Genomic DNA, 21,476 nt, shown 5'->3' on the forward strand with positions numbered 1-21,476 from the left:
TATCACAAGCTAACGCTTTTAACCAAATGAGTATGAGAAGAGAGATTTTAGGAGGAGCAGGATTATTGGTTACAACCATCGCTTTAACGTTTATCAGCTGGACAGCCAGTCCCGAAAAAGCAGCTTCCGCAGGCATTGACACCTCAGGTACCACCCTTAATGTACAGACAGCAGGTAAAGACACTGTTTCCGGGAACCTGATGGAAACAGAAACTTCAAGGTATCAAACCTATCTAAAGCGCGTATACGACCTTGCGCATCTTGCCGAGGCTGGTTTAAGTCTTCCGGTATTCGAGAAAGCCGTTACAGGCTTTTACAACCTTAAAAATTCAGGGAAGCTGAGCAAGGACAAATCCGTCCTTACCATTGCTGACTTTGACATGAGCAGTACAAAGAAACGTTTGTGGATCGTCGACCTGGACAAAGGGTCACTTCTGCTGAATACCTGGGTTGCGCACGGACAAGGAAGCGGAAACGATAAAGCTAATGCCTTTTCAAACAGGAGCAACTCGCACCAGAGCAGTTTAGGTTTTTATGTTACCGGCGAGATTTATCGCGGACAGCACGGCCGTTCCTTACGTTTGGATGGTATGGATGCAGGCTTTAACTCCAATGCCCGCAGCAGGGCCATCGTTGTACACGGCGCCGACTATGTGAGTCAGGGTACCATAAACGCGCTGGGCCGTTTGGGCCGAAGCCATGGATGTCCGGCAGTGGCACCTGAACTGACAAACAAAGTGATTGACGCCATTGAAGGGAAAACCGTTTTGTTTATCAATTCAAGTGAACAGAACTACCAGTCTAAGTATCTTGATACCCAGGCTGCAGCTCTTTTCGCCAGTGCGCAGAACCTTTCGTCCGAGGTATCCGCAGCGAGCCTGGACTAAGCCTTACGCTTTTCCTGCATCTTGCTGAGGTACGAATAGAGCACCACATCCAAGCCGTACACATCCTTACGGAACTGAACCTTGCCGCCTTCATCGGCCCAGGCTGTTTTGTAGGTCAGGTGTACAGGGACTTTTTCCGGCAGTGCAATATCTTTGGCTTCGGGGTTACCCTCATTCTGCATCTCTCTGGCGATGGTTTCATATTTAGCGCCATTGCCGAAAAGTGCCTTAGCAAGTTCCAATGGTTTTTCTACACGAACGCAACCATGGCTCACCGCACGGTTGGCCAGACTAAAAGCTGCCTTAGCCGGTGTATCGTGCAGGTACACCGAACTGCCGTTCTTGAACAGAAACTTGATTTTACCTAAAGCGTTTGCATCGCCTGGTCGTTGTTTGAAGCTATATTTAGCACCCGCCTCGGGGTCGTTCCAGTCAATTAACTCAGGATCCTCGATACGCTGACCGTTTTCATAGACGTCAATACCTTGGTTAGCAAGGTAATAAGGATCAGCCGCAGCATGCTTGGAAATTTCATTGGTGGCAATACTTTTAGGTATGTTCCATACCGGGTTTACCTGTACACTGTGTATCAAACTGGCCAATTGCGGCGTCTCGCGACTAAACGGCCGGTCTTTCTTCAAATCGTTTTCATCATACTCCCGCAATTGCGTGGGGTCAACTTCACGGCCCTCCCCTACGCAAACCTTCATGTTCAAAACAGACTTTCCGTTTTCCAGCACATCGAGCCTGAAATCAGGGATATTTACCACCACCATCTTTTTAGCATCCTCACGGTTCTTCCAGCGTAAGCGCTCCAGGTTGACCTGCAAAATACGCTTCGTTTCCTCGGCTGTCATGCCCGGCGCAGTAACCCCGCTCACCAATGCCTTTTGCAAGGTCTGATAGCCTTCATCCTTAGGCTGTATGCTGTCGAGAAAAGTTTTCAGATCATCTATCTTCCACACCCGGCTCATGGACGCGCTGTCGGGCCGCTTGGTTTCGGTAAAGTAACGTGCGTAAATGCGACGTGGACTAATAATTCCGTATTGCAAGGCGTTGCTATAGTCGATCAGGGAGTTTGCCGTAGCAAGTTCCAGTTCGGCAATGGTACGGTAGGCCTCGTCGACGGACTTAATGGCTTTTTTATCGTAAACTTTGTTCACCAAGCTGCTGATATGCGCCGCATCGAACATTTCCGGGGCAAGACCATGCTCTTCGGCTTTGCCCAGCCTTTCCGCGAATGCCTTAACGTTCTCCTCGGGCATGTGCTTCATCATCAGCACCGGATCATAATCGTTCGTCTCATAAAACGCGCTGATCAGCTTTGGATTGCGGAGACTGCCTCGTTTCTCTTCTAGCGTTTGCTTGAAGACCTGAGCGAAGGTTTCCGCTTCAACCTTTTTAAAAATCCTGTTTTTCGTTTCATCAAAGAAAACCTTTCCGATGTCTGACCGGCTCTTTTTACAGGCCTGCAGTGCGAACAGCATAAATAGCGCAAAAATAGCAGCTGTTGTTTTGTATCTTCTCATATTGTTTAAATATCCCATAGCATACCTTAAATAAAAAAGATGATGTTTTTGTTTGACCGGGATTGCAAAACAGTCTGACCTAAGTGGCCACTTGGAAGCATGTGAGTCCGCAGTGAGTCCGGGGTGAGTCCGCCTTTTCCCAGAAAAAAGGCGGACTCATGGCAGTGTCATAGTGGTAGCAAGTCGCTCTCACCTGCTTCCAGGTATGGCAATGGTCCGTATTATATTTTAATGGTGATTGTCCTCCCGGTAACGAGATGAAACTGGTAAGTTTTGTGCAGACCGTCATCGCCTACCACGATTTCTTCAACCAGGCCGGTTTTGCTGAAGGTATCTGTAACCAGATCCCCCTTTTTAACCTCATCCAGCACACTGGCCGGGGTATCTTGATTCAATCTTATCATACCGTGAAGATAAGCAAAGTATCGTATTACTGGACGAGGGTATCCGGATCTACGATGCGATCTGATGTTTCCGTATTGTCGCGGTTTAAAAAGAAAAAGAGCAAGGCGCCGATGATGAAAATAATAATCACCCAAAGCCAGAAATTACTTTTTCTTTTGGGTTGTACACTTAAATCTGCCATATGATGTGTTCTTGATGGTATAACTTCTGGAAATACGGAATTGTTTGCCCGGGACGCTCAGATATACAATTGCTGGCAGTTGGTACAGAAAAAGCTGCGCCGCCGGGTCTTACCAAGATATTCCTTATGCAGCGGAAGCTTACACCGCTTGCAGCTGCGCCTGGTATGGGCAAGCCAGTGTTTTTTTAAGGTATATTCTTTCTTCCAGCGAAGAAAATCGAAACTGTAGACCCGGGTTTGGGCCACCATTTCTGCGAGTCTATCGCCCGGTATAGCCCCCATCGTACTAAGCGGATGAATCCCTGTGCGGTACAGGACTTCGTTCTTGATGATGTTTCCCGATCCAGAAAAGATCTGCTGGTCGAGCAAGGCATCGCAGGCCAGCAGCGAAGGCCGGGCTTTGAGCTTTTCGAGTGCTGCGCCTTCGTCCCAGGCGGGCGACATTACGTCGGCCGACCAATCATAAACTTCGTTCAGATCGCCTTCTATGATGGCCAGTGAGCAGGCGTAGAAATTGATCTCTGCCTGTTCAAACTGGAGCGACAAACGCGCCGGCGTGTCTTTACGCTCGTTGATGCGATAGGTACCGAAAAGCATAAAGTGAACACGTAAGCTGAAGTCGCCGAAACAAACCAGAAAATGCTTGCCCCAACTGGCAAAGGCCCTCAAAGTTTGCCCCACCATGCGTTCTTTATCGATACTGGTGTTCCCGCTCACAGCAATAACCTTGGTTCCGTCCAGGTGGAGTTCCTGAACCAGTTCTTTCAAAATGACGATGGAGGGTCCCTCTGGCATACGGTTTAAATAAGCAATATAGAAACCGCGCTGGGAAGCTTTTGTTTTAGGGTGCTATTTGAAACGTATGGCTTTTAGCGGACTGATTCTGCTTACCAGCATAGAAGGTACGATAAGCACGAGCAGGCAGATGAGGGCGGTGGCCAGATTTAATATCACCACATCGAGGAGTTCTATCTGCATAGGTACATACGCAAGATAATACGAGGACTGATCGAGCTTAAATATATGAGTATGGTATTGGAGGAAACCGATGCCCAGACCGAGTATGTTACCAAGAACCAGTCCGATGCCCACCAGGTATAGCGCATTGTACAGGAAGATCTTCATCAGGCTGAAATTGCTCATGCCGAATGACTTTAACATACCGATCATATTGGTACGCTCCAGGATAATAATGAGCAAAGCGGTGATCATGTTGATTACCCCCACGATCATCATTAAAGCCAGAACAATGCCGGTATTTACGTCGAGCAGCGATAGCCAGGTAAATATAGCCGGAAAGTACTCCTGTACGGACTCGGATCGCAGTTTTACGTCCAGGTTTTGATAAATGGTGGCCGCGCTCTCCTGAAGTTTGCTGAAGTCTTTGAGCCGCACCTCAATGCCGCCTACCTGGTCGGGGCTCCAGTTGTTTAGCCTGCGGATCAGATTCAGATCGCCCAGCACAAAGTTCTTGTCGATCTCCTCTACGCCAATGTTGTATATGCCTACCACGGTAAAGGGTCGCCTGCGGGGCGGGTCCTGAACAAAATGCATGATAAAGTCATCCCCGGTTTTTAGCTTGAGCCTGTTGGCCGTAAACTGGGAGATCATAATTTGCCTGATGGCCTTCACACTGTCTGAAAAGTCGATCGTAGTACCGCTAACCAGATGCTTTTTGATATAGTTCCAGTTAAAGCTTTTATCGATGCCCTTGAAATTTATACCCTCTATCTCATCATTGGCCGTAATAATTCCGGGTTTTGTGGCGTATGACTGGAAATAATCAACGTTAGGGTCGTTTTTGAGACTTGTTATGGTATGCGGCGAAGGTGCAAACGGACTTAACTCAAAAGAGTTGTTGAGATCGAATTTGAATATGCGGACGTCGCCAGTGTATCCGCGTACCTTTTCCTTGATCTCCCCCTTGAACCCTTTGATAATGGCGATCGCAAGCATCATCACGGCCAGACTGAGCATTACACCGGCTATAGCAATCCGCACGATCAGCACCGAGAACGTTCGCTCTGATTTAATCGATACCCGACTGGCTATGAAATATTCTGTGTTCAACCTTTACCCATTTATTGTAACTTAGCAAAAGTGCTTAAATGATTTGATTTAACATATTTAAAATAAAAAAGGTTCAGTGATGATGGTATTTGTTTCGCAGGTTTTAGGCGGTCTGATGTTCCTGCTTTCTGTTCAGGGCTGCAACGGCGGACGCAGTGAAGAAGAAAGGAAAAATCCGACGCCAGAGCCGAAGGAAGTCGTGGCGGACGCATCGGTAACGCCAGATACAGCGCCGCAACTGAGGACCGGCGCTGAGCAAACGCAGGTCTATGTACCCTTGCTGAAAGGGAAACGTGTGGGCATGGTGGTAAACCAGACCTCGGTTATAGGGGGACAAACAACTGTAGACAGCCTTCGGGCGCTTGGGCTGAACATCGTCAAGATATTTGGGCCTGAACATGGGTTTAGAGGCAATACCAGTGCAGGTTTGAGCGTGAAAGATGAGATAGATCAGAAAACAGGTATTAAGGTGGTTTCGCTGTACGGAAAGCATCACCGCCCTACGGATGCAGACATGAGCGACCTGGATATTGTAATTTTTGATATACAGGACGTCGGCGTCCGGTTCTACACGTATATCAACACCCTGCAATATGTGATGGAAGCCTGCGCGGCTAATGATAAGGAACTGATTGTGCTGGACCGGCCAAATCCTAACGGTTACTATGTAGACGGGCCTGTTCTTGAACCGCAGCATGTAAGCGGTATAGGACTGAAGCCCATACCAATTGTGCATGGCCTTACGGTTGGTGAATATGCAGGGATGCTGAACGGGGAAGGCTGGCTCGACAACAAGCTTAAATGCAAACTCAAGGTGATTAAGGTAGAGGGCTATACGCACGACACGCCTTATGACCTCCCGGTGAAACCCTCTCCGAACCTGAATTCCCGTCAGGCGATTCTCCTTTATCCGTCAACCTGTTTGTTTGAGGGAACCTATTTAAATCATGGTCGGGGTACGCAATATCCCTTCACCGTAATAGGTTCGCCTTTCCTGAAAGGGAAATACAGCTTTTCGTTTACACCAAGAAGTATTAAAGGCATGGCTGAGACGCCCATATTCCAGGATCAGGTTTGTTACGGTTTGGACCTGAGAACTTATGATGTAGAAGAGTTCAGGCGAACACGGAAGATCAATCTGAGCTGGCTTATGGAACTGTATAAGGCCTCGCCAAACAAGCAGGATTTCTTTAACACCAAGCTGAGCAAGCAGATGGGGGTAATTGAACGTTTGGTAGGTGTTTCAGATTTCAGGCGCCAGATTATGGAAGGGAAAACAGAGGCTGAGATCAGGGCAAGCTGGGAACCGGGCCTGAGCCGGTACAAAACAATGCGAAAGAAATACTTGTTGTATCCGTAAAAGGAAACAAATGGACGAGAAACCAAAACAGAAGAACGAAAAACCGAGCAGCAACTACCGGGAGGAGGTGCCGAAAGGTAGTGTACCGGCCGATGACCAGGTGGTAAAAAAAACGGAGGACGAGGTTTATCATGCGGACGAGCCTGAGTTTAAAAATCCGGCGAAACGTAAGGAACTGGGCGAACAGCCGGTTCACCCCATTAAAAAGGCACCCAGGGATTAGGCTGCCTTCGTTTGAGCCATGGCTGTCTTTTGTGCGCGCTTCAGGAACTGCATGAGTATTTTTTCATCATGTTCCATCGCTGATACCGAGGAAGTGGGCTTGTAGTTGATCTTCTTCAGATAAGTGTCCAGTTCGCCGTGCTCAAATGCTTCGAGCAGCAGCGGATACACATAAGAGCTCTTGCAGACCGCCCTGGTGTTTCCCAGTTTAGACGCCACGCAATCGAGCACTTCTACCACGACTTTTTTCCGGGGCACTTCAGTATGGGTGACATAGCAGCGGGCCAGTTGGCGGAATGCCTCCAGGGTTCCTCCCCATGTACGGAAGTCTTTGGCTGTAAAATCGTTTTCCGTGATCTCGCGGATGTAATTGTTGATCTTTCCGGAATCTATAGCCCTGTGTTCTTTTCCTTCGGTGTAGTATTGAAATAAATCCTGACCCGGTATATCGCGACATTTTTTAACAAGTTTGGTCAGGGTGCGGTCGTTCAAGGCCAGTTCCTGCTTTACGCCTTTTTTACCCACGAAGCTTATCTTCATGGAGTTTCCATTTATTTTAACGTGCTTGTCTTTAAGCGTGCTCAGTCCGTAACTACCATAAAGCTGCTGGTAGGTTTGATTGCCCACACGTATCAGGGTTTTGATCATGAGCTGAACACAGATGGCCAGCACTTTACGTTCGTCGAACTCTTTCCTGCGGAGATCGCGTGCAATGCTCTTCCTCGCTCCGGGAAGTGCTTTACCAAACTCCAGCAACCTGAAATATTTACTGTCTGAACGCCTGGATGTCCACAAGGGGTGGTACTTATACTGCTTTCTGCCCGCCGCGTCTATACCGGTTACCTGCAGATAGGCATTTTCGGCAGGCGCAATCCAGACTTGAGTCCAGGCCGGAGGTATGACCAGGGCCTTGATACGGTCGAGCTGTTCCTGGTCTTTTATCCTTTTGCCCTCAGCATCTGTAAAAAAGAACTTCCCGGGGCGACCTTGCCGGGTAATACCCGGATTTTTATCGGACACATAGCAGAGTCCGCTCGACTTAATTTCGTCTAAGGTTTGCACCATAGGGGAGGATAATTTCGTTCAATTTTTAGTTAATTTGTATGCCGGCCTGCTTTTTAGCTCGCAGCTTAACATAAACATACGATGATGAGAATAGTTTTCATGGGAACTCCGGATTTTGCCGTCGCCTCTTTAGCTGCGCTTTTAGAGGCAGGCTTCGATATAGTGGGTGTGGTGACGGCCCCTGATAAGCCGTCGGGACGGGGGCAAAAAATACAGGAGAGCGCGGTTAAGCAGTTTGCCGTGGCGCGTGGCCTCAATGTGCTGCAACCGGTTAAGCTGAAAGACCCTGCGTTTGTGGCAGCGCTAAAAGATCTGCAGCCCGACCTTCAGGTGGTTGTTGCCTTCAGGATGCTTCCGGAAATTGTATGGAACTTGCCGCCCAGGGGCACCATCAATTTGCATGCTTCTTTATTGCCTCAATATCGCGGGGCTGCGCCGATAAACCATGCCATCATTAACGGGGAAAAAGAAAGTGGCGTAACGACTTTCTTCCTGAAACATGAGATCGACACGGGCGACTTGATCTTGTCTGAAAAAGTGGCCATCGCGGATGATGACAATGCCGGACAGCTTCATGATAAACTTATGGAGGTTGGTGCGAAACTGCTGGTGAAAACAGTGAGATCAATTGAAGAGGGCAGCTATAGTGAACAAGCACAGCTTACTTCCGATGACTTAAAGCATGCGCCGAAAATCTTTAAAGAGCATTGTTTCATCGATTGGAATCAGCCGACTGAGCAGATTTACAATCTTATAAGGGGATTGAGCCCCTACCCCACGGCATACACCATGTTAAACGGCAAAATACTTAAAGTGTTCGGTTCCGCGGTTGAGACGAAGGAAACGGGCCTGGCCCCAGGGGGTTTTCTGACTGATGGCAAAAGCTACCTGAAATTTGCCGCAAAGGATGGTTTTGTGAGGCTAACCGACGTGCAGTACGAAGGTAAAAAGCGCATGCCGGTTGACGAGTTCCTGAGAGGAATTCGCTTGTAGCGGGTATCGGATTACTTATCCGACAATTATTTCGTTGAGTTTGACGCTTAATAGCTTGGAAATTTCGTTGAAATATCGCTTTCTGCCATAGCCCATTACCCAGCGGATTCCACCTATAGCGTTGGTGATAAAAACTTCCTCAGCTTCCCGCAAGACTTCGGGATTGATCTGCGCTTCTGTTACGGCTATGTCGTTCGATTTTGCCAGTCCCATGACCACCCCCCGCATAATACCGGACACACAACCTTCTGAAAGGGCTGGTGTAAACAACTGTCCGTTATATACCACAAAGATGTTAGAGCTGATGCTTTCACATAAAAAACCTGACTGATTGAGAATAAAGGCCTCGTCGAGCCTTCGCTGCTTCTTGAAGATTCCGGCCATGACGTAGAGCAGCGAACTGCTTGTTTTTACGTTGGACAGTTTATTGACCGGCTTGGTCATCTCGTCGTATACATCGACAATAAGCCCCTTCTTGTTTAATTCGTAGCCCTCTTCTGATATGGACGCACTTTCAAGTACATAAGCCGCCTTATTGGATTCGGGCGTATACAAGCCCTCGCCATCGCGATAAACGCTAAGCCTGAACCTTGCATTCCCTTCCAATTTATTTCGCCTGGCCAGCTCTGTAACCTTGCTTTTGAGAAAATATTCGTCCATAAGCGCTGAGCCATCTATTTTGAGCGCTTTCATTCCGGCTTTGAGCCTGTCGGCATGCTGCTGGGCAAACATAAGTTTGCCGCCCAAAAGACGCATAGACTCGAAAAGGCCGTCGCCATACCTGAAGGCACGGTTTTGCGCAGTTAAGATGCTCTGTCCGGCCGGCACCAACTGATCGTTGTGCAAGATGTACTGCTGCATACTATCCATTGACTGCATTATATGCGCTATAATCTCTCCACTTGTCTAGCGCAGCACTGAAGTCGGACGGCAGCGGTGCTTCAAATTCCATGTATTTCCTGGTGGACGGATGCATGAAGCCCAGAACCTGGGCATGTAGTGCCTGACGGGGAAGGAGATCGAAGCAGTTTTGCACAAACTGCTTATACCTGGTGAAGGTAGTGCCCTTTAAGATCTTGTCGCCGCCATAATTTGCATCGTTGAACAGCGGATGTCCTATGTGTTTCATGTGTGCTCTGATTTGATGTGTACGCCCTGTCTCAAGCTGGCAGCTTATGAGGGTTACGTATCCTAAACGTTCGAGCACCGTATAATGTGTTACCGACCACTTGCCTTTTTCTTCATCGTCGTACACATCCATGATGATACGGTTTTTGGCACTGCGGCCTATATAACCTGTAACTGTCCCGTTCTCAGCAATATCGCCCCAAACGAGTGCAACATACCTCCGCGTAATGGTATGATCGTAAAATTGTTTGGCAAGCTTCGTCATGGTGATCTCGTTCTTGCTGATCAGCAGCAGGCCGGAGGTGTCTTTGTCGATCCGATGCACGAGGCCCGGCCGGCCTTCGTTGCCCGGCAGGTGCGGCAGCTGGGCAAAATGGAAAGTCAGTGCGTTGACAAGTGTGCCGGTGTAATTGTTATAGCCGGGATGCACAACCATGCCCGCCGTTTTGTTGACGATGAGCAGGTCATTGTCTTCATATACTATATCAATGGGTATATCTTCCGGGTAAACCTCCGTATCTCTGGGAGGGTGCGGAAATACGATGGATATTTCGTCGGCGGGCTTAACCTTGTAACTCGGCTTGACAGCCTGTTTGTTCACAAGCACATTTCCTGCATCGATAGCGTTCTGTATGCGGTTGCGGGAGGCATTTTCAACGCGATGCATAAGAAACTTGTCGATACGCAGCAGTGACTGTCCTTTATCAACAACAATGTTCAGATGTTCGTACAGATCCTGGTCTTCGGTCTCTTGTGCAGATATGCTTTTCATTAAATGCAAAGCTAATCTTTACGAACCATAAACGGAATGTGAAACTGGCCTATTTTTTGTGAAGCATCATATTACCTGTAATACATGCTTATGAAAAACTTTACTCAGAACGTTAAAATTATTCTTAACTTCTTCCCATATCTACTAAAACAGATTTATTTTAAAAACTGAGCTCTGCTGGGGCTGACCTCTATATCTTTGCGTCATGTGCGCAATTATACATAGCCCGTTGCAGAGACTGAGGGATGGCTCGAGGGGAAATATCCTGGTAAAAAGGGACGACCTGATCGACCCGTTTATTTCCGGAAATAAATGGCGTAAGCTAAAGTATATTCTGGAGAAGGCGGAGCTGGAAGGAAAGTCTCACCTGGTAACCTTCGGCGGCGCTTATTCCAATCATTTACTCGCTACAGCGGCTGCGGCTGCGTCAAAGGGACTAAAATGCAGCGCTTTTGTCCGCGGCGAAGAAGCTAACAATGAGATGCTGGTGCTATGCAAACTGTATGGCATGAAACTGTTGTTTACTGACAGGATGCATTATAGAGACAAAGCGCATCTTTTTAAGACGCATTTTGGAGGCGATCCTGACGCATATTTTGTAGATGAAGGCGGTGCGGGCGCGGAAGGCGCGCGAGGTTGCAGCGAGATCATCGGCGAACTGCCTGACAATATTGAACATCTGTTTTGTGCGGCCGGCACAGGCACAACGGCAGCGGGCCTGCTTAAAGGTATCCATGACCAGGGCAGGAGAACGATGCTCCATGTTGTCCCGGTATTGAGAGGGGCCAGCTTCATCAGCGATGCAATTCTGCGTTATACAGGGTCTTTGAAACAGCTGATGCTTCATGAGGATTACCACTTCGGCGGCTACGCCAAAACTACACCTGATCTGATGGCATACATCCGCTCGTTTGTTGCTGCAGAGGGGATATTGATTGACCCGGTGTACACGGCGAAAATGTTTTTTGCCATTGACGACCTCCGGATAAAGGGCAGCCTTGACAGATTGGAGTCGGTTGTGGCCCTGCATACCGGGGGACTGTTCGGTATTTTGGGGATGAAAGAAAAGCTGGCTTAAGTGGTTTACCGCAAGTGGAATAGATCATCTACGCCGAGCAGCTTACGGCTGGTAAAGCCTTCTGCATACGTTGCGCCTATAGCCTTGCCAAATTCCCTTGCCCTGGAGATAACGCTTTCCATGAATTCCGGTGAAGAGATATAGGTTGCGGGGCCCTCGAGCTCAGGATTGTGAAACTGGGTTTTAAATGCCTTTATAGCAGCGATTTTGGTGTCCATAAACGGGGTTATGTCGACAATAATATCCGGTTTGATATACCGGTCCTGTATGTACTGAAGTACCAGCGACGGCCGCCATGCAGACTGTGCTGTCCCGTCTAATGATGTTTCTATTTTGGACAGGCCGGAAAGGAAACAGGCATCATTGGCCAGATCGCCGGCACGGCCATGATCAGGATGCCGGTCATCAAGCGCATTGGTGAGCACAATTTCGGGCTGATACTTACGGATCATTTTAATGACTTCGATCTGATGCACTTCATCGTTCTTGAAAAAACCGTCGCGAAGCCTGAGGTTCTCACGGGTGTGCAAACCGAGTATCTGTGCTGAATCAAGAGCTTCCTGGTCCCTCGTCTCTGCCGTGCCTCTGGTGCCCAACTCTCCACGGGTAAAATCGACAATGCCGACTTTCTTTTGTTGTGCTATATGTTTAAGAATTGTTCCTGAGCATCCGAGCTCAGCATCGTCGGGGTGGACTGCGAGTACGAGTATATCTAATTTCATTAAAAGGTGTCTTACGAAGTATTACTGATAATAGCCCGAAGATACAATTATGGATTCAATATCGCGTTCCTGAGATGGGTCGTACGTGCTTTTTAAATTGTGGCCGACAACTCTGGCAACCGACTGATACAGGAACGCTGTAACTCCGCCCTTGGTTTCCTTCACGATATCGTAGGTCGTCCGTCCTAATTCTCGGTCGATCAATTTGGTCAGTATCTGCCCCTGGGTGATTGTAAGTTCCTTGATCTCGCGGTTAAACATGTCTTTAATTTCCTTATCACATTGTTTTACCAGCTTCTTCTGCGCTCTTTTGTCGGGCGTTACCGCAAGATCGCGTTCAAGCTGTTCGTAACGCCTTTTGGCATACAGCGCATAAGGCATTACTTTCATAACGTTATATCTGAGGCGGTTGTAGGCAACGCGCTCGGCGTTGGACCTGAAGATGCGTGTGCCGTAGATGGTTACTTCCCGAAGCGGGATCCAGGGGATCATTTCGCCGTCTACATTGGTTCCGGCTACACGGATAGTATCATTTTTACCGAGTACAGGCATTTTTACTGATATGCCACTAACCTGCGCCCGCACGGGAGCCACAGCAATAATGACAATTAACAGAACAATTAACCTATAAAATTTCATAAATTTATACCCCTGTAATGATAACGCTAATATAATCTGGCATTTGATTTTATTCTAATGTAGCAAATTATTCGCAACTAATCAAGCATCCCAACTTAACAGTAAACTGATATTTCGAATAATTATTGTACATTATAACGCAGGCTTTTGCAAAAGGTTAAATTTAGTTTATGAAAGGAAATAAAGATTGATGAAGAACGCCTTGGTGATAGATCTGGAAGCGGAAAAACAGGAGATATTAAAGAGATACCGGGCATTGCTGCGCGCCTGCAAACCTACATTGCAGCGGGGCGATAAAAAGGAGATCAGAAAAGCATTTGATATGGCCCTTGAAAGCCATAAAAACATGCGCAGGAAGTCTGGCGAGCCTTATATCTATCATCCTATTGCCGTAGCACAAATTGCCGCGGAAGAGATTGGACTGGGCACCACTTCTATCGTTTGCGCTTTGCTGCACGATGTTGTTGAGGATACGGATATAACGCTGGAGGATATTGAGCGGGAGTTTGGCAAGAAAACGGCGAAGATCATTGATGGCCTGACCAAGATTTCCGGGGTATTCGATTATAACAGTTCGCTTCAGGCTGAGAATTTCCGGAAGATGCTTCTTACGCTTGCTGACGACGTGCGCGTTATTCTGATCAAGCTGGCTGACAGGTTGCATAACATGCGTACGATGGACTTTATGCCCCGGCAGAAGCAGCTGAAGATTGCCTCGGAAACGATTTATTTGTACGCGCCATTAGCGCACCGATTGGGTTTGTATGCGATTAAGTCGGAGTTGGAGGACTTGTCCATGAAATACCTGGAACCTGACACTTACAAATATATAGCGACTCAGCTCAATGAGAAAAAGGCAGAAAGGGCGCTTTTCATAAAGCGTTTTGTGGAACCGATCAATGAGATTCTGGCTGAACAGGGATTGGTGGCCGACGTGTATGGCCGCCCGAAGTCTATTCATTCGATCTGGAACAAAATGAAGAGCAAAAATATTCCTTTCGACGAGGTGTACGATCTTTTTGCGATACGTATTATTCTGGATAGTGCTCCGGAAAGTGAAAAGGCCGACTGCTGGAAGGCTTATTCTATTGTAACGGATCTATACCGGCCCAATCCTGACCGGCTGCGCGACTGGGTATCGTCGCCCAAAGGTAACGGATACGAATCTCTGCATACCACAGTCATGGGACCTAAGGGTCAGTGGGTGGAGATTCAGATCCGTACGAAACGGATGAACGAAATTGCCGAGAAGGGTTTTGCTGCGCACTGGAAATACAAAGAATCGAGTAATGACAACGGGCTCGACCAATGGATTATGAAGGTCCGGGAGATGCTAAATAATCCGGAGTCGAATGCGCTGGATTTCCTGGACGACTTCAAGATGAACCTGTTCTCTGACGAGATATTCATCTTCACGCCGAAAGGGGCGCTCATCCAGCTTCCGCTGGGCGCTACAGCCTTGGACTTTGCTTTTGAAATACATACTGATGTGGGTGCAAAGTGTATAGGCGCAAAAGTGAACCATAAGCTGGTGCCTCTCTCCTATAAGTTGCAGAACGGCGATCAGGTGGAGATTATCACTTCCGGCAAGCAGATGCCTAAGGAAGACTGGCTGAATATTGTGGTTACCGCCAAAGCGAAGTCCAAGATCAAGTCATCATTGAAGGAAGAGAAAAGGAAAATTGCAGAAACGGGCAAGGAAATCCTTGAACGGAAACTGAAATCGCTCAAGATCACCTACAGCACAGACAACCTGAACAAGATTGCCTATTTCTTTAAGTTGCCGTCTACACAGGATTTATTTATAGCGGTGGCGAACGGGAAGATAGAGGTTAAGGATCTACGCGAATATCAGGCGAGCGAGAAAGAACTTGAAAGCCGGGTGACAGAGAAATCAGAGCATCAGCAGATTGAAACAATATTAAGCAAGGTTAAAAGCCCGGAATCTGACACCTTACTGATCGGTGAAGACCTGCAAAAAATTGATTATACCCTTGCGGCTTGCTGTAACCCAATTCCGGGTGATGACGTATTTGGCTTTGTGACGGTTAACGAGGGGATTAAAATTCATAGGACAAGTTGCCCGAATGCAGCACAGCTGATGTCGAATTATGGATATAGGGTCGTAAAGGCGAAATGGAACAAGCAGCAGGAACTGACTTTCCTGACCGGACTGCATATTATTGGTATTGACGATGTGGGGCTGATCAATAACATCACCAAAGTAATTTCGAACGATTTTAAGGTCAATATGCGTTCTATAACCGTGGATACCGATAACGGGATATTTGACGGTTCGATCATGGTGTTCGTGCATGACAAGGAACACCTGGATAACCTGATCGAAAACCTGTTACGGGTAAAAGGGGTAACGGGAGTAACGCGGTTTGACGCCTAAAATTCCGGACAAATATTAGCGTTTTATTTAAAAAGTGGTACCTTTGAAGGAGTTGAAATTTATGTCTACAAACCATAACAGCGAGCTGGTAAGAAAAATATTCGAAGCTTACCTCGAGAATAAAAGCCTTAGAAAAACGCCTGAACGTTTTGCTATCCTTGAAGAGATTTATTCGCGGGATGATCACTTCGATGTAGAAACCCTGTATATCCACATGAAGAATCAGAAATATCGTGTGAGCAGGGCTACGGTTTACAATACCCTTGAACTGCTCGTGTCATGTGACCTGGTCACCAAGCATCAGTTTGGTAAAAATATGGCGCAGTTTGAAAAGTCTTACGGATATCATCAGCACGACCATATCATTTGCATCGATTGTGGCAAAGTGGTTGAGTTCTGTGATCCGAGGATCCACCAGATTCAAACTATGGTTGGCGATTTGTTAAAATTTGATATAAAACACCATTCACTGAACCTGTATGGTATTTGTTTCGATTGTTCTGCAAAGGCCGCGATGAATGTCCAGAATGCTGACGTGAAAAATGCAAGTTAAACTATCCAATTATATATATTCTAGTTTTTAAATTTAAGTAATGACGCAAGTAGATGTGCTTCTTGGCCTGCAATGGGGCGACGAAGGCAAAGGTAAGATTGTTGATGTATTAAGTCCGCAATATGATTTGATCGCTCGTTTCCAAGGTGGACCAAACGCTGGCCATACGCTGGAATTTGATGGTAAAAAATTTGTATTAAATACCATTCCATCTGGTATTTTCAATGAAAAAACCATGAATCTGATCGGCAACGGCGTTGTTATTGATCCCATTATCTTAAAGAAGGAACTTGACAAGTTAAAGGATGCCGGACATGACCCGGTAGCCAAAGGTAAGCTTGTAATTGCGCGGAAAGCGCACCTTATATTGCCTACTCACCAGCTTCTTGATGCGGCTAACGAGCAGAAAATGGGCAAAAATAAAATAGGTTCGACCTTGAAAGGCATAGGCCCTACTTATATGGACAAAACCGGAAGAAACGGGCTTAGGGTTGGTGATACTACCCTGCCGGATTTCAGGGAGCGCTATGACAGGCTTGTAGAAAAGCATAAAGAAATGCTTGCTCACTATGATTTCCAATATGACCTGAGTGAAAAAGAAGCCGCGTTTTTTGAAGCTATTGAGTTTATTAAACAGATACCTCATGTAGACAGCGAGCATTACGTAAATGGTTACTTGAGAGAGGGCAAAACTGTATTGGCTGAAGGCGCACAAGGTACCTTGCTTGATGTGGATTTTGGATCGTATCCATTTGTGACATCGTCTAACACAACAACCGCAGGTGCCTGTACTGGCTTGGGTATTGCGCCTAACAGTATTGGTCATGTTTACGGTATCTTTAAGGCGTACTGTACGCGTGTAGGCGGGGGACCTTTTCCAACCGAACTTGATGATGAAACCGGCGAGACCTTACGCAGTGTAGGCCACGAGTTCGGTGCTACTACCGGGAGAGCACGTCGTTGTGGATGGATTGATTTGCCGGCGTTGAAGTATGCAATTATGCTAAATGGCGTAACGGAATTGATCATGATGAAGGCCGATGTTCTTGACGGCTTCGAGAAAATCTATGTTTGTACGCATTATGAACATGATGGACAGGTTATCGATTATATGCCTTATGACATCACCTCGATTAAACCTGTACCTGTATTAAAGGAAATCGACGGTTGGAAAACCGATGTAACGTCGATTACCTCAGTGGATGAAATACCAGCGAAATTGTCGGAGTATATCAGCTATCTGGAGCGTGAACTCGCGGTACCGATCCGGTTCCTTTCCGTGGGGCCTGACCGGAAACAGACCCTGCAATTGACATAAGTGATAAAGAGCGGCTATGCCGCTTTTATTATTTAGTATATTCATTTAAATCGGATGAGTCCAGAGGATTTCCTGTCGTTTAAACAAAAAGCGCTGCAATGGGCGTCGACTTTTGACGTTTGCTGTTGCCTCGACTCGAATGGTTATGAGGACAGGTTCGGAAACTACGAGTTTATGCTTGCCGCCGGAGCAAGCCGAAGTGTTGAGGCGCAGGCAGGCAATGCTTTTGACACGTTAAAGCATTTCTACAGCAAAGATAAGCCTTGGATGTTCGGCCTGTTTGGGTACGACCTTAAAAACGAAACCGAACGCCTTCGGTCCGAAAATATAGACGGTCTTGAATTTCCTGACTTGTTTTTTTTCGTTCCCGAATATCTGATCATCGCTTGTGGGACGAAGATTGAAGTCGTGATCGGAGAAACGCACATTCTCAAAGAAATTGACAGACAGGAAACGTTCCAGACGCCTGATGTCGCAATACAATTCCAGCATAGAATGTCAAGACAGGCCTACCTTGATATTGTATGTAAGCTGAAAAACCATATATCGCGAGGTGACGTATACGAGATCAACTTTTGCCAGGAGTTCTTCGCTGAAAATGCTTATATAGATCCGGTGGCTGTCTACCGCCAGCTTAATGCCATATCCCCCACTCCATTTTCAGGCTTTTTGAAGATACGGGAAAAGTATATACTGTGCGCTAGTCCGGAAAGGTTTCTCTGTAAACAAGGGGAGCTTCTGGTCTCGCAACCTATTAAAGGAACGGCCCCTCGCGCTACAAACACGCTTGAAGATCAGCTGATTCGGGAGCGATTAAAGACCGACATGAAAGAGCAGACTGAAAATGTGATGATCGTTGATCTGGTGAGAAATGATTTGACGAGATCTGCTAAAAAAGGTACAGTTAAAGTAGAGGAACTCTTTGGCATCTACGCTTTCCCGCAGGTTTATCAAATGATTTCCACGGTGACCTGCGAAAAGGATGCTGAAGTGGATCTGATCGACGTGATTAAAAATGCTTTTCCAATGGGCTCGATGACCGGCGCGCCAAAAGTAAGTGCCTTGAAATTGTCTGAAGAATATGAACGCAGTAAGCGAGGTGCTTATTCCGGCGCGCTAGGGTATTTTACTCCCTCTGGAAACTTCGATTTTAATGTGGTGATCAGAAGTATTTTGTACAACGAAACTAAACATTATGTCTCTTTTCAGGTTGGCAGCGCAATAACGCATACTGCTGTCGCTGAGAACGAATATGAAGAATGCCTTTTGAAGGCCTCTGCGATCATGGCTGTGCTTAACAACAAAAAAACCGCTGTGAACAGCGGTCTTGAATCTATCGGATAGGTTTCCCTGTTGTAGAGTTGTAATATCGTTGTGCCTCTGGTAGAGCTCGCTGGATTTGAGCAATACGTGTAGCATCACTTGGGTGTGTACTTAAAAACTCAGGTGGTTTCTGGCTTCCCTGTGAGGCGCTGGACATTCTTTGCCAGAAGGATGTGGCATTTTGCGGATTGTATCCTGCCATTGCCATAAATATGAGACCTAATCTGTCTGCCTCCAATTCCTGATTTCGCGAGTATTTTAACATCGCAATTGGAGCTCCAACGCCGTACAGGGTGTTAAAAACAGATTGACTGCGTGGATTTCTGGACAAGGCCACGTTTCCGGCGACACCTATGCCCTGCGACACCATTTCCTGAGACATACGTTCGGCGCTGTGGCCTGCTATTGCGTGAGCGATTTCATGCCCTAAAACCGTTGCCAGGCCAGCATCATCCTGCGTGACAGGCAGTATTCCGGTATAAACCACAATTTTTCCGCCGGGCATGCACCATGCGTTCAGCTCCTTACTCTGAACAACATTCACTTCCCACTTATAGTCGGCAATCAGGTCTCCGTAATTGTTGTTGTTCATATAATTCTTCACAGAAGCAATTAGCTTGTTGCCTACATTCTTAACCCGCTGCGCCTGAGCGTTATTACTGGGCAGAACCGCACTTTTGTTTTCTGTAAGAAACTCGCTGTAAGCTTGAAATGCCATTGGCAACACCTGATCGTTACTCACCAGGTTTAACCTGCTTCTGCCAGTCAAGGGTACCGTAGAACAAGATGATAGGGCCAGCGCAACCGCAACTGATCCTGTAAGTAATATCCTTCTCATGATTTAGAATTAAATTTTTCCTTTTTTAAAGAGGTATACTTTCGATTCCTTGCCTTTAAGCAGCCGTTCGAGATTTTTCTGGTGGGTAACCAGGACCAGTATGCAGACACACATCCCATATAAAACTTCCGACTTTATAGAAGAATGCAGAATAAATACAATGCTTAAAGGGAATGTAAACCCTGCACATATGGAGCTTAGTGATACGTACTTCGTAACCAGCAACACGACAACAAAGACAAGAACACAAAGCATAGCCGCCTGGAAGTTTACTGCCAAAATCATTCCAAAAAGCGTGGCAACGCCCTTACCACCCCTAAACCCGGCGAAAACAGGAAAAAGATGGCCCATAACAGCGGTGACGCCAAGTGCCAGCTGGTAATTGATAAACTGTGAAGAGTTTTGCGGCCCGGTAACAGAGAGCCCTATAAAATAAGCCAGTTGGGTTGCTGTAAAACCTTTAGCTATATCGATGATCATCACGGCAAGTCCTGCCTTTTTTCCCAGTACCCGGAAAGTGTTTGTCGCCCCGGCATTCCCACTTCCGTATTCCCTTACATCCACGCCATAGAATGCCTGTCCGAGCCAGACTGCCGTGGGTATGGATCCTAAAAGATAGGCAAAGAGAACCGCGAAAATCGAGTACACCGATATCATATCCTTAAAAAGCTTTTAGACTCAGGTCAAGACTTTTTACAGAATGAGTGAGCGCACCCATGGATATATAATCGACGCCACAAGCGGCGTAAGCCACCAGGTTGTCTCTGGTGATGCCACCTGATGCTTCGGTTATATAACGTCCGCCGATCAGGTTAACAGCTTCTGTCAGGTCGGCATAATTAAAGTTGTCTAACATGATCCTGTCTACAGAGCCTGTCGCTAAAACTTCCGACAGCTCCATAAGGTTTCTCACCTCAATCTCGATCTCCAGTTGCTTTTTATGATTGCTTAAATAGTCGTTTGCCGACTCAATTGCGTTTTTGATACCTCCGGCAAAATCAACATGGTTGTCTTTGATGAGAATCATATCGTATAAGCCCGTACGGTGATTAACACCCCCTCCGATACGTACTGCCCACTTCTCGAAGTAGCGGAATCCAGGCGTCGTTTTGCGCGTATCTAATAGCTTGGTTTTGTAGGGTTCGAGAAGGTTGACGAGGTCGCGGGTTATGGTTGCTATCCCGCTCATGCGTTGCATGCAGTTCAACACCAACCGTTCTGAAAGTAAGATGGACTGCACATTTCCGGAAACGACCAAAACAACATCACCTTCTGCAACCTTGTCTCCATCCTTAGCGTACGCTTCAACGATCAACTGCTCGTCTACTGCGTGGAATATGCTTAGCGCGAGTTCGACTCCTGCTATGACCCCACTTTCTTTCACAAGCAGTTTTGCTCTGCCTTGTGTATTCCCCGGAATTGTTGCTAGTGAGGTATGATCACCATCTCCCTGATCTTCTGAAATAGCGTGTCTTACGAACTGATCTATGATTTGCTTATCCAAAACTTAAATTTATTCCAAAAATAGCATTTTAGAACTACTTCTCGGCCTCAATTCGCAATTCGGTGATAAAAAACGAAGCGGCGATTTTCTTCATTGTAACAGATACCCTGAAATTTCCGCTTTTTGTTGCAAGCGAGAAAGCTCCGTATCTGTAATTAGGATTTGTATCAAGGCGGTGTATAACCGCTGCCTTGACAGGAGGATGCTTAGAAAAGAAACTTCTCAATATTTGTTCTGCCTGTGCTTTTGCATACACATCTTCTTCGTCAATCACGCTTAATTCCACTGATGAGGTAAATGAGGATGCGATGTCTTTGGAATTACCCGCTTTGAGCTGATTCGATAGATTATCTAAAATATCGACCTGTACCGCATTGCCTGAAACAACGCTGTAAGAGAGCAGGAGTATGGATAAAAGGTACTTGATCATATCATTAGCTAATGTCAGAATTCGCACACAAACTATGCCACAGGTGTCCGAACTTGCGAAT

The 21,476-nt window shown here is 46.8% G+C and carries 23 protein-coding genes; 9 read left to right on the plus strand and 14 right to left on the minus strand.

Features of this window, described 5'->3' with window-relative positions; translation table 11 throughout:
* The first annotated feature begins 32 nt into the window (after positions 1-32).
* The gene (locus tag QEP07_RS16280; RefSeq protein ID WP_285011372.1) at positions 33-887 is read left to right on the plus strand and encodes a murein L,D-transpeptidase catalytic domain family protein; all 855 of its coding nucleotides are present in this window, start codon (positions 33-35) and stop codon (positions 885-887) included.
* Here QEP07_RS16280 and QEP07_RS16285 read toward each other — a convergent pair.
* The 5 genes from QEP07_RS16285 to QEP07_RS16305 form a co-directional block, all read right to left on the minus strand.
* Complete coding sequence (locus QEP07_RS16285; RefSeq protein WP_285011373.1) at positions 884-2,416, minus strand: L,D-transpeptidase scaffold domain-containing protein; 1,533 nt, start codon at positions 2,414-2,416, stop codon at positions 884-886. The two genes, QEP07_RS16280 and QEP07_RS16285, sit on opposite strands and share 4 nt — an antisense overlap.
* 221 nt (positions 2,417-2,637) lie before the next feature.
* Positions 2,638-2,820, minus strand: coding sequence for a hypothetical protein (locus tag QEP07_RS16290; protein WP_256007575.1), 183 nt, complete (start codon positions 2,818-2,820; stop codon positions 2,638-2,640).
* Between the two features lie 26 nt (positions 2,821-2,846).
* Positions 2,847-3,002 carry a hypothetical protein gene (locus QEP07_RS16295; protein ID WP_256007576.1) on the minus strand — a complete coding sequence of 52 codons (156 nt, stop codon included), beginning with the start codon at positions 3,000-3,002 and terminating at the stop codon, positions 2,847-2,849.
* 57 nt (positions 3,003-3,059) lie between these two features.
* On the minus strand, positions 3,060-3,797 hold the full coding sequence (locus tag QEP07_RS16300) for a DNA-formamidopyrimidine glycosylase family protein (protein ID WP_285011375.1): 738 nt from the start codon (positions 3,795-3,797) through the stop codon (positions 3,060-3,062).
* Between the two features lie 54 nt (positions 3,798-3,851).
* Entirely contained in the window at positions 3,852-5,072 is a 1,221-nt protein-coding gene (locus QEP07_RS16305; RefSeq protein WP_285011376.1) for an ABC transporter permease, read from the minus strand.
* A 79-nt stretch (positions 5,073-5,151) separates the two neighbouring features.
* On the opposite strand from QEP07_RS16305, the gene QEP07_RS16310 reads away from it, so the two are divergent.
* Together QEP07_RS16310 and QEP07_RS16315 are read left to right on the plus strand one after the other, a co-directional pair.
* Positions 5,152-6,432 (plus strand): exo-beta-N-acetylmuramidase NamZ family protein, encoded by a 1,281-nt coding sequence (locus tag QEP07_RS16310; RefSeq protein ID WP_285011378.1) that lies wholly within the window; start codon positions 5,152-5,154, stop codon positions 6,430-6,432.
* 10 nt (positions 6,433-6,442) lie between these two features.
* Positions 6,443-6,655: a hypothetical protein gene (locus QEP07_RS16315; protein ID WP_285011379.1), complete on the plus strand. Its 213-nt coding sequence runs from the start codon at positions 6,443-6,445 to the stop codon at positions 6,653-6,655.
* Here the strand turns inward: QEP07_RS16315 and QEP07_RS16320 are convergent.
* Complete coding sequence (locus tag QEP07_RS16320) at positions 6,652-7,719, minus strand: DNA topoisomerase IB (protein WP_285011381.1); 1,068 nt, start codon at positions 7,717-7,719, stop codon at positions 6,652-6,654. The two genes, QEP07_RS16315 and QEP07_RS16320, sit on opposite strands and share 4 nt — an antisense overlap.
* Before the next feature lie 81 nt (positions 7,720-7,800).
* Between QEP07_RS16320 and fmt the strand changes: the two genes are divergently transcribed.
* Positions 7,801-8,712 (plus strand): methionyl-tRNA formyltransferase, encoded by a 912-nt coding sequence (gene fmt, locus QEP07_RS16325; RefSeq protein WP_496196564.1) that lies wholly within the window; start codon positions 7,801-7,803, stop codon positions 8,710-8,712.
* 15 nt (positions 8,713-8,727) lie between these two features.
* On the opposite strand, the gene QEP07_RS16330 is transcribed toward fmt, so the two are convergent.
* Positions 8,728-9,582, minus strand: coding sequence for an aminotransferase class IV (locus QEP07_RS16330; protein ID WP_350223386.1), 855 nt, complete (start codon positions 9,580-9,582; stop codon positions 8,728-8,730).
* Entirely contained in the window at positions 9,575-10,612 is a 1,038-nt protein-coding gene (locus QEP07_RS16335; RefSeq protein ID WP_256007582.1) for an RluA family pseudouridine synthase, read from the minus strand. Before QEP07_RS16335 ends, QEP07_RS16330 begins: the two co-directional genes overlap by 8 nt.
* Positions 10,613-10,817: 205 nt before the next feature.
* Here QEP07_RS16335 and QEP07_RS16340 point away from each other — a divergent pair, with 205 nt between their 5' ends.
* The gene (locus tag QEP07_RS16340; protein ID WP_285011383.1) at positions 10,818-11,690 is read left to right on the plus strand and encodes a 1-aminocyclopropane-1-carboxylate deaminase/D-cysteine desulfhydrase; all 873 of its coding nucleotides are present in this window, start codon (positions 10,818-10,820) and stop codon (positions 11,688-11,690) included.
* Positions 11,691-11,695: 5 nt separating this feature from the next.
* Here the strand turns inward: QEP07_RS16340 and bshB1 are convergent, their stop codons facing one another.
* On the minus strand, positions 11,696-12,412 hold the full coding sequence (gene bshB1 / locus QEP07_RS16345; protein ID WP_285011385.1) for a bacillithiol biosynthesis deacetylase BshB1: 717 nt from the start codon (positions 12,410-12,412) through the stop codon (positions 11,696-11,698).
* A 21-nt stretch (positions 12,413-12,433) separates the two neighbouring features.
* Positions 12,434-13,051 carry a DUF4294 domain-containing protein gene (locus QEP07_RS16350; protein WP_256007585.1) on the minus strand — a complete coding sequence of 206 codons (618 nt, stop codon included), beginning with the start codon at positions 13,049-13,051 and terminating at the stop codon, positions 12,434-12,436.
* 190 nt (positions 13,052-13,241) lie between these two features.
* Between QEP07_RS16350 and QEP07_RS16355 the strand changes: the two genes are divergently transcribed.
* The 4 genes from QEP07_RS16355 to QEP07_RS16370 all read left to right on the plus strand — a co-directional run bounded on the left by QEP07_RS16355 (position 13,242) and on the right by QEP07_RS16370 (position 18,664).
* A complete protein-coding gene (locus QEP07_RS16355) occupies positions 13,242-15,449 on the plus strand; it encodes a RelA/SpoT family protein (RefSeq protein ID WP_285011388.1) in 2,208 nt (735 codons plus the stop codon).
* Positions 15,450-15,510: 61 nt separating this feature from the next.
* Positions 15,511-16,002 carry a Fur family transcriptional regulator gene (locus tag QEP07_RS16360; RefSeq protein ID WP_285011423.1) on the plus strand — a complete coding sequence of 164 codons (492 nt, stop codon included), beginning with the start codon at positions 15,511-15,513 and terminating at the stop codon, positions 16,000-16,002.
* Positions 16,003-16,042: 40 nt separating this feature from the next.
* The gene (locus tag QEP07_RS16365; RefSeq protein ID WP_285011389.1) at positions 16,043-17,320 is read left to right on the plus strand and encodes an adenylosuccinate synthase; all 1,278 of its coding nucleotides are present in this window, start codon (positions 16,043-16,045) and stop codon (positions 17,318-17,320) included.
* 54 nt (positions 17,321-17,374) lie between these two features.
* Positions 17,375-18,664, plus strand: coding sequence for an anthranilate synthase component I family protein (locus tag QEP07_RS16370; RefSeq protein WP_285011390.1), 1,290 nt, complete (start codon positions 17,375-17,377; stop codon positions 18,662-18,664).
* Here QEP07_RS16370 and QEP07_RS16375 read toward each other — a convergent pair.
* From QEP07_RS16375 to QEP07_RS16390, 4 genes are read right to left on the minus strand one after another with little or no spacing between them, the layout of a single operon-like run.
* Positions 18,654-19,481, minus strand: a complete 828-nt coding sequence (locus QEP07_RS16375; RefSeq protein WP_256007590.1) for a M48 family metallopeptidase — start codon at positions 19,479-19,481, stop codon at positions 18,654-18,656. The genes QEP07_RS16370 and QEP07_RS16375 overlap by 11 nt on opposite strands.
* Before the next feature lie 9 nt (positions 19,482-19,490).
* The gene (gene plsY, locus QEP07_RS16380; protein ID WP_256007591.1) at positions 19,491-20,138 is read right to left on the minus strand and encodes a glycerol-3-phosphate 1-O-acyltransferase PlsY; all 648 of its coding nucleotides are present in this window, start codon (positions 20,136-20,138) and stop codon (positions 19,491-19,493) included.
* A 4-nt stretch (positions 20,139-20,142) separates the two neighbouring features.
* Complete coding sequence (nadC, locus tag QEP07_RS16385; RefSeq protein ID WP_285011392.1) at positions 20,143-20,985, minus strand: carboxylating nicotinate-nucleotide diphosphorylase; 843 nt, start codon at positions 20,983-20,985, stop codon at positions 20,143-20,145.
* Positions 20,986-21,019: 34 nt separating this feature from the next.
* Complete coding sequence (locus QEP07_RS16390) at positions 21,020-21,415, minus strand: DUF4783 domain-containing protein (RefSeq protein ID WP_285011394.1); 396 nt, start codon at positions 21,413-21,415, stop codon at positions 21,020-21,022.
* Between the last annotated feature and the right edge of the window lie 61 nt (positions 21,416-21,476).

The sequence above is a fragment of the Pedobacter faecalis genome, assembly GCF_030182585.1.
Taxonomy (GTDB): Bacteria; Bacteroidota; Bacteroidia; order Sphingobacteriales; family Sphingobacteriaceae; genus Pedobacter; species Pedobacter faecalis.